At 41.6% G+C, this 16045-nt stretch carries 11 protein-coding genes; all 11 read right to left on the reverse strand.

All coding sequences use genetic code 11. The annotated features are described in order from the left end of the window. Positions 1-101: 101 nt before the first annotated feature. Positions 102-1118: a glycosyltransferase family 2 protein gene (locus tag N5909_RS08920; protein WP_271631152.1), complete on the reverse strand. Its 1017-nt coding sequence runs from the start codon at positions 1116-1118 to the stop codon at positions 102-104. 181 nt (positions 1119-1299) lie between these two features. Further along, positions 1300-1965 carry a potassium channel family protein gene (locus N5909_RS08925; RefSeq protein WP_271631153.1) on the reverse strand — a complete coding sequence of 222 codons (666 nt, stop codon included), beginning with the start codon at positions 1963-1965 and terminating at the stop codon, positions 1300-1302. 13 nt (positions 1966-1978) lie between these two features. Continuing rightward, complete coding sequence (locus N5909_RS08930) at positions 1979-3358, reverse strand: TrkH family potassium uptake protein (protein WP_271631154.1); 1380 nt, start codon at positions 3356-3358, stop codon at positions 1979-1981. A gap of 33 nt (positions 3359-3391) precedes the next feature. Next, positions 3392-4156, reverse strand: a complete 765-nt coding sequence (locus N5909_RS08935) for a nucleoside phosphorylase (RefSeq protein ID WP_271631155.1) — start codon at positions 4154-4156, stop codon at positions 3392-3394. A gap of 218 nt (positions 4157-4374) precedes the next feature. Then, complete coding sequence (locus N5909_RS08940) at positions 4375-4932, reverse strand: sugar O-acetyltransferase (RefSeq protein WP_033681013.1); 558 nt, start codon at positions 4930-4932, stop codon at positions 4375-4377. 106 nt (positions 4933-5038) lie between these two features. Beyond that, positions 5039-5893, reverse strand: a complete 855-nt coding sequence (locus tag N5909_RS08945) for a VOC family protein (protein WP_033681012.1) — start codon at positions 5891-5893, stop codon at positions 5039-5041. 263 nt (positions 5894-6156) lie between these two features. Next, complete coding sequence (locus tag N5909_RS08950) at positions 6157-12843, reverse strand: MucBP domain-containing protein (protein WP_033681010.1); 6687 nt, start codon at positions 12841-12843, stop codon at positions 6157-6159. Between the two features lie 219 nt (positions 12844-13062). Further along, positions 13063-13941 (reverse strand): glycosyltransferase family 52, encoded by an 879-nt coding sequence (locus N5909_RS08955; protein ID WP_033681009.1) that lies wholly within the window; start codon positions 13939-13941, stop codon positions 13063-13065. After that, positions 13938-14642 carry a cytidylyltransferase domain-containing protein gene (locus N5909_RS08960; RefSeq protein ID WP_033681008.1) on the reverse strand — a complete coding sequence of 235 codons (705 nt, stop codon included), beginning with the start codon at positions 14640-14642 and terminating at the stop codon, positions 13938-13940. The genes N5909_RS08955 and N5909_RS08960 overlap by 4 nt, the downstream gene beginning before the upstream one ends. A 69-nt stretch (positions 14643-14711) precedes the next feature. Then, the gene (locus tag N5909_RS08965) at positions 14712-15806 is read right to left on the reverse strand and encodes a glycosyltransferase (RefSeq protein ID WP_271631156.1); all 1095 of its coding nucleotides are present in this window, start codon (positions 15804-15806) and stop codon (positions 14712-14714) included. A 105-nt stretch (positions 15807-15911) separates the two neighbouring features. Then, complete coding sequence (locus tag N5909_RS08970; RefSeq protein WP_271631157.1) at positions 15912-16043, reverse strand: hypothetical protein; 132 nt, start codon at positions 16041-16043, stop codon at positions 15912-15914. Between the last annotated feature and the right edge of the window lie 2 nt (positions 16044-16045).

The following is a 16045-nucleotide window of genomic DNA, read 5'->3' on the forward strand; positions in this document are numbered from 1 at the left end:
AGTTTTTCTTTATTTGATGACTCTAGTATAATCTCCTAAAATTAAAAAGGATTAAGAAAAAGTTAAAATTTTTCTTAAATCCCTCTTATAAAATACTTATATTAATTAAATCCATAAACAGATTTGGTGATTTGATAGACGACATTGGAAAGTTTGCGGGCTGGCAGGACCGAATGTTTGGTCAAACGGCTCAACATGGTCTTACGGATAGCCTGAAAGACCTCTGGATTTTCCTGCTGAATATAGGTCCACAGCTCACGTTTTTTTGCCAGATGCTCCGCTGTTCCAGCTCGGTTGAGCAGGGCACTGGAAATCACCGTCGTAATCTCAATATGATTCAGCAGATATTCTCGCATTTTGGGATGACTCACTTGGGACAAATCAAGCTGGTCTACCAAGAGTCGATTGACCTTTAGTTGCTGGTCAATACGCTTAATCATCACTTGCTCATTGACAGACTGGTCCTCACGCCCAATCAAATAACGATAGAAATCGACAGGTAGATAGTACATGGTCTTGACCTGCTGAAGGGGAGTAAAGACGAAGAGATTATCGACATAAAAGGTATGCTCAGGCAGTTGGAACTGGCTCGCTCGCAACAAATCTGTCCGGTAAATCAGCGAGTGCATCATGATATACTGGCCTTTTGAGAAATTTCCGACCTGGTCCCAGCCAAAAATCTGCTGGACAGGCAAGACTGACTCGTAACTCATACTCTTCTTACGAGACTGGCCTTCCTTTTCATAGACAAAATTAGTCACAAAGGCATCCACTTCCTGCCTCTGGCTCTCAAGTTCCTGCAAGGTTTCAAGAATTTTCAAGTAGGCACGAGGATCCACCCAGTCATCACTATCAACTACTTTAAAATAACGTCCAGAAGCCTCCGCCAAGCCACGATTGACCGCACCACCATGACCCTTATTTTCCTGATAGATGACTCTAACGAGGCTAGGATACTTGCTAACTAAACGCTCAGCTATTTCCTGAGTCTGGTCCTGAGACCCGTCATTGATAATCAAAATCTCAACTTGCTCACCACCAATCACTAGCGACTCCACACAGTAATGAAGATAGGCTGCAGCATTATAGCTAGGGATGGCGATAGACAATAACTTCATGATCTACTCCTTTAGGGGACTGATTTTTTCTTACTCTCTCTTGTCACTTCTCTTTATTTTACCATAAAGTCCCGTTTTAGAAAGACTTTTACTAGAATACAAGGGGTTCTGGTCTCATTTGGGATACAGATTTCTTTCTCTACTGCTACCTTGAACATCAAAAAAGAGGGGTGCTCCCTCCTTACGAATTTAATTCTGCCAAGTCATCTAGATACTGGTTGTTAATGACTGCTAAAATATAGGCATCTGTCTTCAAGAGGTCATTGGGTCCAAACTGGACATCTAGCGGTGAATTTTCTTGTTCACGAAATCCTAGGACATTGAGGTTATATTTGCCACGTAAATCTAGCTGGCTCAGGCTTTGACCTGCCCAAGCACTCGGAATTTTCATCTCCACGATAGACACATTTTTATCCAGCTGAAAGACATCCACATTGTTATGAAAGAGAATGGTCTGCGCTAGAGACTGCCCCATTTCATACTCAGGTGAAATCACCGAGTCAGCACCGATTTTTTCTAGCACCTTCTTAGCTGTCTGGCTTTTGACCTTGGCAATAACCCTTGGTACCCCTAGACTCTTACAATGCATGACTGCAAGCACACTAGACTCCAGATTTTCCCCTGTTGCCACCACAACCGTATCACAGGTATCAATTCCTGCAGTTCTGAGGAGTTCCTCGTCTGTAATATCGCCAACAACTCCACGCGCTAAAACTGGCTCAAATTGATTGATGCGCTCAGCGTGGTCATCGATGGCAATGATATTCATATCTTGCTTGGCTAGGGCCGTCAGGACACTACTCCCGAAAATCCCCAAACCTAAAATTCCAATCGTACGATCTGACATAGTTCTTCCTTTCTTATCCAATACTAATATCTGCTTTCATATACTGAATCAAATCTTTCTTATCAGGCTGGTAATCCGCTAGACTAACCAACAAGGTCAAAGGACCGATACGGCCAATGAACATGAGCACCATGACAATACTGAGGGCTAACTTGCCCAATTCTGGTGTCAGATTTGCCGTTACCCCAACTGTCGCAAGGGCTGAAATGGTCTCAAACATGAGATAGATAAATCGCGGTGTTCCTTCTGCTGTAATTCCCAGCAACACCAAGCCCAACAGGAAGGTCATCAAAAAGATAATGAAGACACTAAAGGATTTTTGGACTGTACGAGCCTCAATGGTTCTCTGCGCAACATTCGTATGAGGCAAGCCCAGCAATTCACTACGCGCAAAGACCAACAAGACAAAGAAAGTCGTAATCTTGAGCCCCCCAGCCGTCCCTCCAGGCGCCCCACCCAGAAACATCTGTAGGATATAGATAAACAAGGTCACAGGCCGAGCTTGGGTATAGTCAATAGAAGCAAAACCAGCCGTTCTCATGCTGACGGTTTGGAAAAAGCTAACCAGCACTTTCTCTGGGATACTGAGGTTGCCAATGGTCCCTGGATTGTGCCACTCCGTAAAGAGTGTGGCTACTGTCCCAAACAGCAAGATCCCTGCAGTCAAGAAGAGGACCAACTTGGTGTGGAAACGCAGACAGCGTTTTTTCTTCTTATCAAACTGGGTTGCCAAGTCAAACCAGACCATAAAGCCAAGACCACCTGTGATAATCAAACCAGCAATAACCAGATTGATCAAGGAATCCGTCTGAAAAGCCACTAAACTGCTACTTCCTAAATTATCAAAACCAGCATTACAAAAGGCTGAAATGGCTAAAAAGATAGAGGTGAAAATGCCCCGTCCCCAGCCGAACTCAGGAATAAAACGGAAACTTAGTAGAAAGGCACCCAAGCCCTCCACCAGAAAAGTCGTCAAAAAGATAGACCGCATAAAGGCCTTCAGCGACCGAGTCTCCCCGTAACTGAAGCTCTCCTGAATGGTTTCACGACTGCGAAGACTGAGCTTTTGCTTCCCCTGAATATAAAAGACCCCAATAAAGGTCATGAGCCCCAGACCACCAATCTGTATCAAGAACATACAAATCAACTGCCCCCAGACATTATAGGTAATAGCCACTGGTTGCGTAGAAAGGCCGGTCACACAAACCATGGACACCGTCGTAAAAAGATGGTCAAAATAAGTGGCCTGCGAATCACTCGCCTGAACAAAGGGCAAACTCAAAAGGAGAGATCCTATAAAAATAACTCCAGCGAAACTCAGAAAAATTCGACGAGCAGGCGAAAGTCCGCCCAAGGCTCTTTCAATTTTTTTCACAAATAATTTGAATAACATACATCCATTGTACCATAAAAAGAAGAATAGTAGCTAAAACTGAAAGGCTATCTCAAGACAGAGTTCCAAAGCCTTCTCGAAAGCTTCTGAACCCCAGTCACGACTGTCGTACTGGTCCAAGTCAGCTAAGGAATCAGCTGTGAACAACAACTCTCCCCAGAGAACTCCACGCAGTTGGGCTACTGCCGCAAGCGCAGAACACTCCATCTCCACAACAGCACAGCCTTCTTCCTTACGATAAGCCACCTTTTCAGCCGTTTCTCTGTAAAAACCGTCTGTCGTCCAGGTCATGACTTCTTCATAAGGAATCCCTCTGGCTTCCAAAACCTGCTCAATAACAGCAATAGCCTCTGGCTGAATTTCCATATAACGAGAAGCTGCCACATAGTGATAACTAGCTCCCTCATCTCGCAGAGCCCGAACAGGTACTAGAAAGGCATTTTCTTCTATATCAGCTAGCACACCACAGGTTCCGGTGGAAATAATCTGCTCCACACCATAGCCAATCAACCAATCCATAAACTGGGCTGCTGGAGCTGAACCGACAGGAGCCTGAGCCAGACAGACCTCCTCATCCTTGTAGTTGATGACATAGACTGGATAGGTCTTGGTGGCAGAAACAAATTCGCCAACACAGTCCGCCCCTACTTCCCTAGCATAGCGATCAATCTCCTCACCCAAAAAGGCATAGACACACTTTTTGGGCAAGTGCAAGTCCAGACCCTCATGATTGGGCATGATAACTGCCTGAGGGTTGTCATCAAACTCTAAAATAGGAATCGCATGCTTCTGAATCATAACTCATCTCCTCTAATTTTGTACTATTGTATCAAAAGCTGACCGAGTGTCAAGGAGGAAGCTGATAAACTGAGGAGAAAAAAGCATCCCACTTACGAGATGCTTTAAAATTGCTTAATGAAACAAACTTGCTAAGATATAGAGTAGGTAAATATGGGCTGGGCAAAAGATGATGAAACCTACAAAAAAGAAACAACCTAAGCTGTTCCTTTTTACTTCTATTTAACAGGTATCTCCTTAATCACGCGCGCGGGATTACCAGCTAGGACAACATTATCGCCAAAGGACTTGGTAATCACGGCCCCTGCTCCTGCCACTACGTTATTGCCCAGTGTCACTCCAGGAAGGACAATGACACCGCCTCCAGCCCAGAAATTGTCACCGATAGTGATGGGCTTGCCGTATTCGACCCCTGAATTTCGTTCCTGTGGATCCAGTGGATGGAGTGGTGTTAAAAACTGACAGTTGGGGCCAATCATGGCATTGTCTCCGATACGAATCGGACAAACATCCAGCATGGTCAAGTTCCAATTAGAATAAAAATTTTCTCCTAGATGGATATTGACCCCATAATCGACCACCAGGCGTGGATTAACATAGAGATTTTTCCCAGTTGAACCAAACCAAATCTTGATAATCTCCGCCCCTTTCGAGGGATCTAGCTCCTGGTTGAAATCTGCCTGTTTTTGACGAGAAGCCCGAGCCAAGGCCCGCAACTCGGGGTCAAAGGGATGATAGGGTGCCCCTGCAATCATTTTCTGGTATTCACTGGTCATTGTTTTCTTCTCCTTATTCCCTACTATCATATCAAAATGTTTACATATCTGACTAGGATAAGGGGTGCTTTCTACAATTTATGCTCTGATTTTTAACACATCTTGCCTATCTTGCTAAACGAATACGGGTCACAATTCCGTCTGAATCTGTAACTTCCAGCTGGCTAGATGTCAGCCACTTGATTGGTGCATCAACTTCCTGTGCTCGCTGGGCAATCGTTAACAGTTCTTCTTTATGTGGGACTTCAATGACATAATAGGCTAAACCTGGCAAGCCCTGCTTACGCGGAGCTAGGCCTTTTCCTCCCCATTCGTTGACTGCTAAATGATGATGATAGTCTCCAGCTGCAATCCAACTAGCGCTAGGCACACTGAATTTATCCTCTAGCCCTAACACTTTTTGATAAAACTGGCTGGACTTTCGACTATCCTTGACGGAAAGATGGATATGCCCCATTCTCGTACCTTCTGCTAGGATAAAGGGCTTTACTCTTTCCCCCAACTCATAGATATCCTGCGCTGCAAGGGCCTCAGTGACCCCGATAATACGCCCATCTTCTCGAATATCCCATGTGGAAACCGGCTTATCTCGATAGAGTTCAATGCCATTTCCCTCCAAATCCTCTAAGTAAAGGGCCTCACTGTAACCATGGTCAGCACCACCGACAAGAGGAATCTGCAAATCCGTCAGGTGTTTCAAGACATCAGCCAAAGCCTTGCGTGTCGGCAAGAGAATAGCCAGATGGTAAAGGCCATAATGTTCCCTTACTTCACCGCTCTCTCGCGCTTGAATCAGCTGTACCAAGGCTTTTCCACCAAGGCCTAGAATAGCCTCTGTCTCAGTCTGAGATAAGATTTCCAAACCAATAACTTGCTGATAAAAGGCTGTTTGACTTGCCAAATCCTTTACATTTAAAACTGCCTCTGCTAAATAAATATGGCTCTTGTATTCATAGGTCATAAATATTTCTCCTTGTAGTTGTAACTTTAAATATTACAAATATTATATGACTTCCATCAAGAAAGTCAAGCAAGACAACTTATAGATTATGATTCTGTCATCTTGTCTATATGGGATGATAACGAGAAAATTTACAGAGAATTGACAATAAAGCCACCTAAAATTTTTAACCAACGCTACGATAACTCTCATCTCTATTCCAAAAAGAAAAGGAGCGGATATGATATCCTACTCCTTATTCTTATCAGAAAATCTAATTAGATTTAGTCTTCTTTTTTCTTACGAGCAACAAGCCCAAATCCGCTCAAGACACCTAAAAGTCCAAGTGCTGCTAGGCTAGCATGGTCTTCTGTACCAGTATTAGGAAGTTCAGCTTGTCCTTTAGCTTCTGATGGAGCTACTGGAGCTTGTGGTGCTTTACCATTTACTGGTGCTGATGGCATCGTTGGAGTTGCTGGGTTAGCCGGTGTTGTTGGTTGACTTGGGTCTGCAGGAACTACTGGAGTTTCTGGTTGACTTGGTTCTGTCGGTCTCACCGGATTTGTTGGGTTTGTTGAAGGTGTTGATGGAGAACCTGGTTGAGATGGAGTGAGTGAGCCTCCATTTGTAGTACGTTTAAATACGTGGATGACATTGCCAGTTTTTTCATCTTTTATTGTTTCTACTAAGGCGTATCCTGGAATCTCTCCAGCTGGGTTATCACCTTCAGCTAATGGTTTAACTGGTTTACCATTGACATCTACCCATACCGTTACAGGTTTCTTAGTTGATGGTTTGAAGATGTGAGTTACTTTACCTGTTTCTTTGTTTGTAACTGTTCCTACTAGTTCATAGTTAGGAGTAGATCCTGCTGGGTATGTTCCTGGTGTTACAGGTTTGATTGGGTTTCCTTTTTCGTCTACCCACTCAGTAGTTTTACCTTCTTCAATAGATTTCTTAACTTTTTCAGCTTCTTTCTTAGCTTCTTCCTTAGCTTTTTCTTTTTGCTCTGGAGTTAAGTTTGGATCTTTATCGATGTTTTTGATTTTCTCTTCAAGCTCTTTATCTACAGTTTCTTTAGCTTTCGCTTTATCTTCTGGAGATGGTGTATATGGTTTATCTTTATCACCTTCAGATGGGTTTGTTGGGTTGTCTGTAGATGGATTTGATGGGCTGTCTGGAGTTGGAGTATCTTTCTCAACTTCTTTCTTACCATTCTCTTTCGCTTTTTCTACTTCTTCTTTAGAAGGGGCTTTGTCGATGGCTTTCTTAGCTTCTTCAGCATCTTTCTTAGCTTCTTCTTTTGCTTTTTCTTTTTGCTCTGGAGTTAAGTTTGGATTTTCGTCAATCTTCTTCACTTTATTTTCTAGAGCTTTATCAATCGCTTCTTTCGCTTTTGGCTTGTCTTCTGGAGTAACAGGAGTTTTTTCTACATCTTCTTTACCTTTTGTTGTAGATTTTTCTACATCTTCAGGAGTTTTCGCTTCTTCCAATGCTTTCTTAGCTTGTTCTGCTGATTTCTTAGCATCTTCAATCGCTTTTTCTTTCTCTTCGTTTGTTAACTCAGGATTTTCTTTAATCTTACTTTCTTTTTCAGATAAAGCTTTGTCGATTGCTTTAGAAGCTTCTTCTTTGACGTCTTTATAAACGTAAGTAACTTCTGTAGTTCCTTCTGTTACTTTACCAGACTCTTCACCCTTAGTTGAAGTTGGTACAAGTACGTAGACTTTACCATCTTTTGTAGTGATTGTAGCTGGTTTGTTGTCACTTGTGTCATATGCTGAGCTTACTGATCCGTCAGTCGTATCTTTAACATCTTCAGCGATTGTGTTACCCGCTTCATCAGTGTAGTGAACGACTACGTTTCCTTTAACCTCTTTGTACACATATGTTACTTCTGTAGTCTTACCTGCTTCAACATCACCAGTTTCGTTACCTTTAGTTGATGCTGGGACGAGTTCGTATACTTTTCCTTCTGGAGTAGTAATACGAGTTGGTTTCATGTCGTTATCAGAAGTATCGTATTTAGCTCCTGGTTTTCCGTCTTTTGTATCAACAGCGTCTGCTTGAAGTGTGTTTCCAGCTTCGTCTACGTAATGAACAAGAACGTTTCCTGCTTTTTCGTATACATAAGTGATTTCTGTAGTACCTTCTACAACAGCTCCGTTTTCTGGCTTAGAACCGTCTTTCAATTCTTTAGCTGTTAAGTAGTAAACAGTACCATCTTTTTCAAGTTTAGCTGGTTTGTTGTCAGTTGTGTCATATTTCTCACTTAGTGATCCATTTTCTACATCTTTCGTATCTTCAGCAATTGTGTTTCCTTCTGTATCAACGTAGTGAACGACGACATTACCTGTGATTTCTTTGTAGACGTAAGTTACTTCTGTAGTTTCTCCAGCTTTAACTTTACCAGTTTCATCACCTTTAGTTGATTGAGGGATTAATTCGTATACTTTTCCTTCTGGAGTAGTGATACGATTTGGTTTCATGTCGTTATCAGCAGTGTTGTAGTCAGCGTTTGGTTTGCCGTCTTTTGTATCAACAGCGTCCACTTGAATAGTGTTACCTTTTTCATCAGTGTAATGAACGACTACTTGTCCAGCTTTTTCGTAAACGTATGTTACTTCAGTTTTACCTTCAACGACGTCTCCGTTTTCTGGTTTAGAGTCATCTTTAAGAGCTTTTTCTGTTAAGTAGTAAACAGTTCCGTCTTTTTCGATTTTCTCTGGTTTGTTGTCAGTTGTGTCATATTTAGCGTTTAGAGAAGCACCTTTCGTATCTTCTTTATCTTCTGCAATGACGTTTCCTTCTGTATCAACGTAGTGAACCACTACATCACCAGTTACTTCTTTATAAACGTAGGTTACTTCTTTCGTTTCACCTGCAACAACTTTACCAGTTTCATCACCTTTAGTTGCTGTTGGTACTAGTTCGTATACTTTGCCTTCTGCAGTTGTGATACGAGCTGGTTTCATTCCGTTGTCAGAAGTGTTATAGTCTGATCCTGGTTTTCCATCTACAGTGTCTTTGGCACCTGAAGCTACGTTAGCACCAGCTGGGTCAACGCCTACTAACGGAGTTCCGTCTTCTGTTTGGTAATTAACGACTACTTGTCCAGCTTTTTCATAAACATAAGTTACTGTAGTTGTACCTTCAACAACATCTCCAGTAGCTGGTTTAGAATCATCTTTCAATTCTTTAGCTGTTAAGTAATATTTAACTCCATCTTTAGTGATTTCGTCTTTTTTGTGGTCTGCTGTATCGTATTTAACGTTTAGAGAAGCATCTGTTTCGTCTTTTTCGTCTTCAGCAAGTACGTTACCTTCAGTATCTTCGTACTTAACAACAACATTACCTTTTACTTCTTTATAAACGTATGTTACTTCTTTAGTTTGACCAGCTTCTACAGTACCTGTTTCATCACCTTTAGTTGATGCTGGTACTAACTCGTATACTTTTCCTTCTGCAGTTGTGATACGAGTTGGTTTCATTCCATTATCTGCAGTGTTGTATTCAGAACCTGGTTTTCCATTGTCAGTGTCTTTCGCACCTGAAGCAATATCTTTACCGTCTGCAGTTCCTACTAATGGAGTACCGTCTTCTGTTTGGTAATTAACAATGACTGATCCAGCTTTTTCATAAACGTAAGTTACATCAGTTTTACCTTCTACTACGTTTCCAGTTTCTGGTTTAGAGTCATCTTTAAGACCAGCTTTTGTAATGTAGTATACAGTTCCGTCTTCTGCAGTGATTTTTTCTGGTTTGTTATCCACAGCAGTGTCATATTTTTCGCTTAGAGATGCACCTTTAAGGTCATCTTTATCAGCTGCGATTGTCTTACCTTCTGTATCAACATAGTGAACTACTACGTCACCAGTAACTTCTTTATAAACGTAGGTTACTTCTTTCGTTTCACCCGCAACAACTTTACCAGTTTCATCACCTTTAGTTGCTGTTGGCACTAATTCGTATACTTTTCCTTCTGCAGTTGTGATACGGTTTGGTTTCATTCCGTTATCAGAAGTATCATATGCTGAACCTGGTCTTCCGTCAACAGTGTCTTTTGCACCTGAAGCCACGTTAGCACCAGCTGCATCTACACCTACTATTGGAGTTCCGTCTTCTGTTTGGTAGTTAACGACTACTTGTCCTGCTTTTTCGTAAACGTAAGTTACTGTAGTTGTTCCTTCAACAACATCACCAGTAGCTGGTTTAGAGCCGTCTTTAAGCTCTTTAGCTGTTAGATAGTATTTAACACCATCTTTAGTGATTTCATCTTTTTTGTGGTCTGTTGTATCGTATTTAACGTTTAGAGAAGCATCTGTTTCGTCTTTTTCGTCTTCAGCGATTACGTTACCTTCAGTATCTTCATACTTAACGACTACGTTCCCTTTTACTTCTTTATAAACGTAGGTTACTTCTTTCGTTTCACCTGCAACAACTTTACCAGTTTCGTCACCTTTAGTTGCTGTTGGTACTAATTCGTATACTTTACCTTCTGCAGTTGTAATACGGTTTGGTCTCATTCCGTTGTCTGCAGTGTTGTAGTCAGTTCCTGCTTTAGCGTCTGTAGTGTCTTTTGCACCTGAAGCTACATTTGCACCATCTGCAGTTCCTTCTAATGGAGTTCCGTCTTCTGTTTGGTAGTTAACGATGACTGATCCAGCTTTTTCGTAAACGTAAGTTACTGTAGTTGTTCCTTCTACTACGTCTCCAGTAGCTGGTTTAGAACCATCTTTCAGTTCTTTAGCTGTTAAGTAATATTTAACACCATCTTTCTCGATAGATTCTTTTTTGTGGTCAGCTGTATCGTATTTAACATTTAGAGAAGCATCTGTTTCATCTTTTTCGTCATCAGCAAGTGTGTTACCTTCAGTATCTTCATACTTAACGACAACATTACCTTTAACTTCTTTATAAACGTAGGTTACTTCTTTAGTTGTTCCTGATTCAACCTCACCTTCTTCTTCACCTTCAGTTAAGTCTGGAACTAATTCGTATACTTTGCCTTCTGCAGTTTTAATACGAGTTGGTTTCATTCCGTTGTCTGCAGTGTTATAAGCTGAACCTGGTTTACCGTTATCAGTATCTTTTGCACCTGATTCTACAGTTTTACCAGCCCCATCTTCGTCTACTACTGTTCCGGCAAGTGGAGTTCCATCTTCAGTTTTGTAGTTAACGATTACTGATCCAGCTTTTCCATAGATGTAAGTTACTTTTGTAACACCTTCTACTACTGTTCCTGTTTCAGCTGGTGATGTAGTTTCTGTATCATTTACGGATGTCATAGTGTTTGCTTCGTTTAGGTAGTAAACATTTCCAGCTGCATCTGTCAGTTTTTGAGGTTTTTCAGTTTCGTTTTCTTTAGTATTATACGCTACGTTTTTAGGTGTTCTAACAGTCTTATCTTCTACTACCACTTCTTGCCCATTAGCATCAACATAGTAATGTTCAGTTACTACTTCAGCTACTGTTTCAGGAGTATCAGTGTAAGGAGCTTTTAATTCTGTGCCATCTTCTGTTTTATAGTTAACGACTACAGAACCTTTTTTCTCGATTTCACGAGTTTTTTCTTCTGCATAAGTGTAAGTGATTGTCGTAGTTCCACTTGCTAAACGGTAGGCACGAAGTGGAGTGATTTCATCACGGTAAGAATACTCTTCAATCTCTGGATTAAAAGCGCCAAGATTAAGATTAATATCATCACCAAATTTACTTGTATTATTTTCATAAACTTCATTAAAATTAGCTGTTACATCCGTTGTAGGTCTGCCTTTATCATCAACTTGGTCTCCAGTATCAGCCTTTATCGCATTAAGCTCCCCACCTTTTGCAGCTATTCCGACAGAGATATATCGTTTGAAATTAAGGGTGTTATCTTCCAACCCTTTTTCTTGAAGATAGGCAAGATAGTTTTTTACAAAAGTTCTGTTTGCTTCTCCTGTTGCAGTATCTGGAGCTGCTTTAAATTTTTGAACCATTGCATATGTTCTATCTATACTAGCACCACTACCTTCTTCATCATCTGCAACATTATCTTTAGGTGATAACGGTATCACCCCTGTAATTGGAGGAGTTTGATCGCTCACAGTTACATACGTATTTTTCTCAAGAACGAAAACATAGTCTCCTTCTTTAATTCCACCATCCGCAGTTACATTAGCTGAAGTGAAGTTTTTCGCAGCTGCTTCTCCAGACTTGAAGGCCTCAATCATTTTATCATCAGATGTGATAGTTCCTGAATCTGCAAGTACATATTTACCATATGTTCCTTTTCCTGTTTGTTCAACGATCCAAGCTTTTCCACCGGGTTTTACAGTATCATAAGTGATTTTACCTTCTGCGTTACTTAACCCTTCTGGAGTCAATTTCGCAGTTACATCACCTAGAGTTGTGTCAGAGTACACTCCTCCACCGTTTCCAGTAGTTTCAACCTTAGGTTCTCCGATTAGGTGGTAAGTCTTCCCATCTTTTTCGATAGTTTCTTTCTTACCATTTTCTTTAGCATCGTTTAGGTCGCTATCTTGTGCATCTCCACCTGTTGTTTCTTTGAATACTTCTCCTGATTTACCGTATACATCATAATTTGTAGAGATTGTCTTGTTATCACCAGAGTCTTGGTTTTTGTTTTCTTCTAGTACAGTATTACCGTCAGCAGTTACATATTTGTAATCTACTTTTCCAGTTTTTGTAATTTCTTTTGTTCCTGTATCAGTTGGATCAGTTGAAAATTGCATACCTGCATCCGGGTTCTGAATATTAGCTGTATCTACAATCACTGACCCCTTATCATTTGAGATCGTTGTTGTGTTGTCGCTGTTTTCTTTCATCGCCGCTTCTACAGTATGGGTTTGTCCTGCCATTGCAAGGGCTGCACCAACAATCAGAGCGACTGTACCGATTTTGACTGAGTCTGAACGACCGTCTTTAAACTTACGAATGGAAAATTTTTCTTTTTTATTTATAAACATTCTTAGTATCCTTTACTATTATTTTTGCATGATTTTCAAAGTATATTATATTGTTATAATAAAAATGAATAATAAACTCGAAATCCCGACACTTCTATAACGCTTACACAAGAAATTTAAGCACTTTTTGATCATTCAAACTATAGTTTTTAACTATGTTTATATATAAAAAATCCATACAGAGGTATGGATTTGCATATTTAAAAATATACATTTATGCTACCAGCCAAGTGAAACCGTTTCAAACTGACAACCTAATCGTCGCAATTCTTTTTGACGGTCCTCATAGTAGGGGAGGGAAATGCCTGTAATGGTCACATGGGGTAGGTCTTGTAAGTGGAGGCTGACAGACGAGGTGAAGTGATAAACATGAACGAACTCATATTCTTGAAAGAGTTGGGCAAGGACATCTTCAAAGATTAAGTCTGTCTCCAAGTAAGTCACGTTTGGGATAGTGAAGGTTTCCTTGGGATGAGGTAGATAGAGGTCAATGGCCAAGGCCTTGGCATAGGTACTGATAAAGCGGATAGAGATTTGGTCGTCCTCTTCGGAGAACTTTTGCCCCAGCAGAACCTTGACCGTCTTACCATTTGAAACGGGTACTTGAGGTAAGTCAAAAAAATGCTCCAAATAGACCAGCTTTTCTCTAGCTACGACATGGTAGTCGCTGCGATAGAGGGTATAGTGCTTTTCCGTCCGCTCAATCAAGTCATCTCTGGTCAAGCCCAAAGGCCCCACCTGACTGGGTTGAAGAGGGAGGGCATACATTCCCAAAGGGTAAATATCCGCATAGCCATCATCAAAACTCATGAGGTGTTGGTAGGTCGAACTAGCAACCAAGTCCAGAATCAAGCTATTGTCAAAACTAGCATAAAAGATGGTGCCATAGTCTCCGGCCAGCTCCTGACAAATCTGAGCCAAGTCCTCTGCATCCTGAGGATAGTGAACATAGTCAAAATCCTTAGCATAATGCTCCTGACGAGCATTTTTGACAGGACTGACATAAAGGCTGACAAAATCCTGATTAGGATAGAGTCCCTTGATATGCTGGGCAATCTTGGCCTGCAAGGGCGTTGTGGCAATGATGAGGTGTTTCATCTCTTTGATTCTCCTAGGTGGTGATGGTGCAGCAAGGTCTCAACAACTTCAAAGTCCAGGGCATCGTCGATATCATAAGAATAGAGTTTGGGCATTTCATAGGCTACTGTCTTATCCGTGTAAAAGGTCTCATCTCGTAGGTAAAGATCCTTGCGAGAAATCCAGATACTACCGTTGGGATAGTAATAGACAGGCTCTTTTTGCCGAGCATAGTGCTTAGAAACCTGAGGTGGACGGATAAAAGCTGACTCCTCTAGCTGCAAGAAAAGACTACGACTTTTGTCCGCCTTAACACAAGAAATCAGATGGTCGGCGCCAGACTGACAGTAGAGTTGGTAGGACTCGATGAGGTGCTCCACCTCTCTCAGGGGCGAGGTCACCTGTAGATTCACAAAGACCTGTTCTTCCTCAAAGGGCTGCAAAAAGTCGCGTAAGGTCTCTAAGCTAGAGGTTGTCGACAAGGCCAATTCTTTTGGTCTGTGAACACAACGAATCTCTGGATAGGCTTGACGACAGAGTTCTAGATAGGCTTGTGAATCTGAGGAAACCCAGATGTCACTAAATAGCTTGGAGGCTAGAGCGACTTCGATGGTATAGAAAACCAAGGGTTTGCCTGCAAGCGGTTTGATATTTTTATCCACTAAGCCGCGCGAACCCGAACGGATTAAAATGACGGCTATGGGTTTAGATTTTGCTTTCATATAGTTTTCCTTTGATTTTCTATTGTATTGGACCAGTGAGAAAAGCTAGATTGATCAACTTACAACATCCTATAAGTTCCTATCTCGTAGTTCTCTGTATATCTGAGCCACTTTTTCCAGAGAATAGCGAGAGGCTAAGGCTAGATTTTTTTCATTCGATAGATAAAAATCAGGCTCTTCCATCTCTTCTATCTTTTGAATCAACTCTGATTTAGTTTTAAACAAGTTGATAGCGTTGGACTGGCCAGCATAAAAACGATGGGCAATCTCCACATCTGATAACAAAGCCAGTAAGCCTTGATTGAGGGCTTCGACACAGGCATTGGCAAATAATTCTGTATAGCTAGCCGACAGATAGCATTGGTGGAGATGATAAGGGACCTCGTCAACGATACCTTTAAAGTGAATGGTTGGTGGCAGGTCGTAGCGATTGCGTAGCTCTTCTAGACGATCCTCTGTACCACCATAAAAGGTAATCTGGACCTTGGAGCCACGTTTGTAGAGTTCGATAAAGGCTTCAATGACAAGTTCAACGTTCTTGCCTTCTCCCATATGGCCCACTAGACAATAGTCCAAAACAGGTCCGATTTTTCTTAGCTGACCAAATTTTTCTGTAAACATTGGTGGTAAAAACTTGGTGTCATACCCTTGTTTCGCTAACGTATCAGTTAACACTTCACTGGCAACCAAGTATTTATTTGTCTGGCGAAGATTGGCGAGGCGTAAGTCTCGCATGATATTTTCATGGACGACTTCGTAATAATTTTTATCCGTATTTTCCATATAACGCCAGAGGCTGGGTTTGGGAACGATTTGTTGATCACGGATGAAGAGATCGGTTTGCTGGGCCCATCTGGCTAGGAACTTGACCAGCAAGTCCTCCTCAGAACGGATTTCTCCCTCGATACGATAGATATACTCTGGGTAAAAGATGGTTACAGGAGAGGGTTCTTTGAAGGGATCGATAAAGCGTCCTTCCAGGGCCAGTTCTCCATTTTCATGATACCAACGAAGTTCCTTCTCCTTGAAATCTTCAAACAAGAAGGGACCCTTGGTGTAGTAATATCTCCCCGAGCCATCTCCTAAGGTAACTGAGGCCACAAAACCATCTTCATTGAGCTCCACCTGATCTCCGTCTGCTAGCGTTAGACTTTCTGGTCTCACTGATAAGTCTGCATGGCCTATATCTGAAAAACTATGCGGAACACATATCAGTTCTTTTTCTAAAAATCCTAACTTGATCAAGTCTTTCTTCCAGTCAGGACGAAGCTAAGGGCTCGATACAAGGTGAACATATTCCAAACCCAGATGGCGTGCTATGCGGGCTCGATAGACCTGGGTACTCTCAAAGCCATAACGATGGATTTCCTTGGCTGGATGGATGCTGACAATTCTCGACATGA

Origin of the sequence: Streptococcus gwangjuensis (assembly GCF_028156745.1) — a bacterium.
GTDB lineage: Bacteria > Bacillota > Bacilli > Lactobacillales > Streptococcaceae > Streptococcus > Streptococcus gwangjuense_A.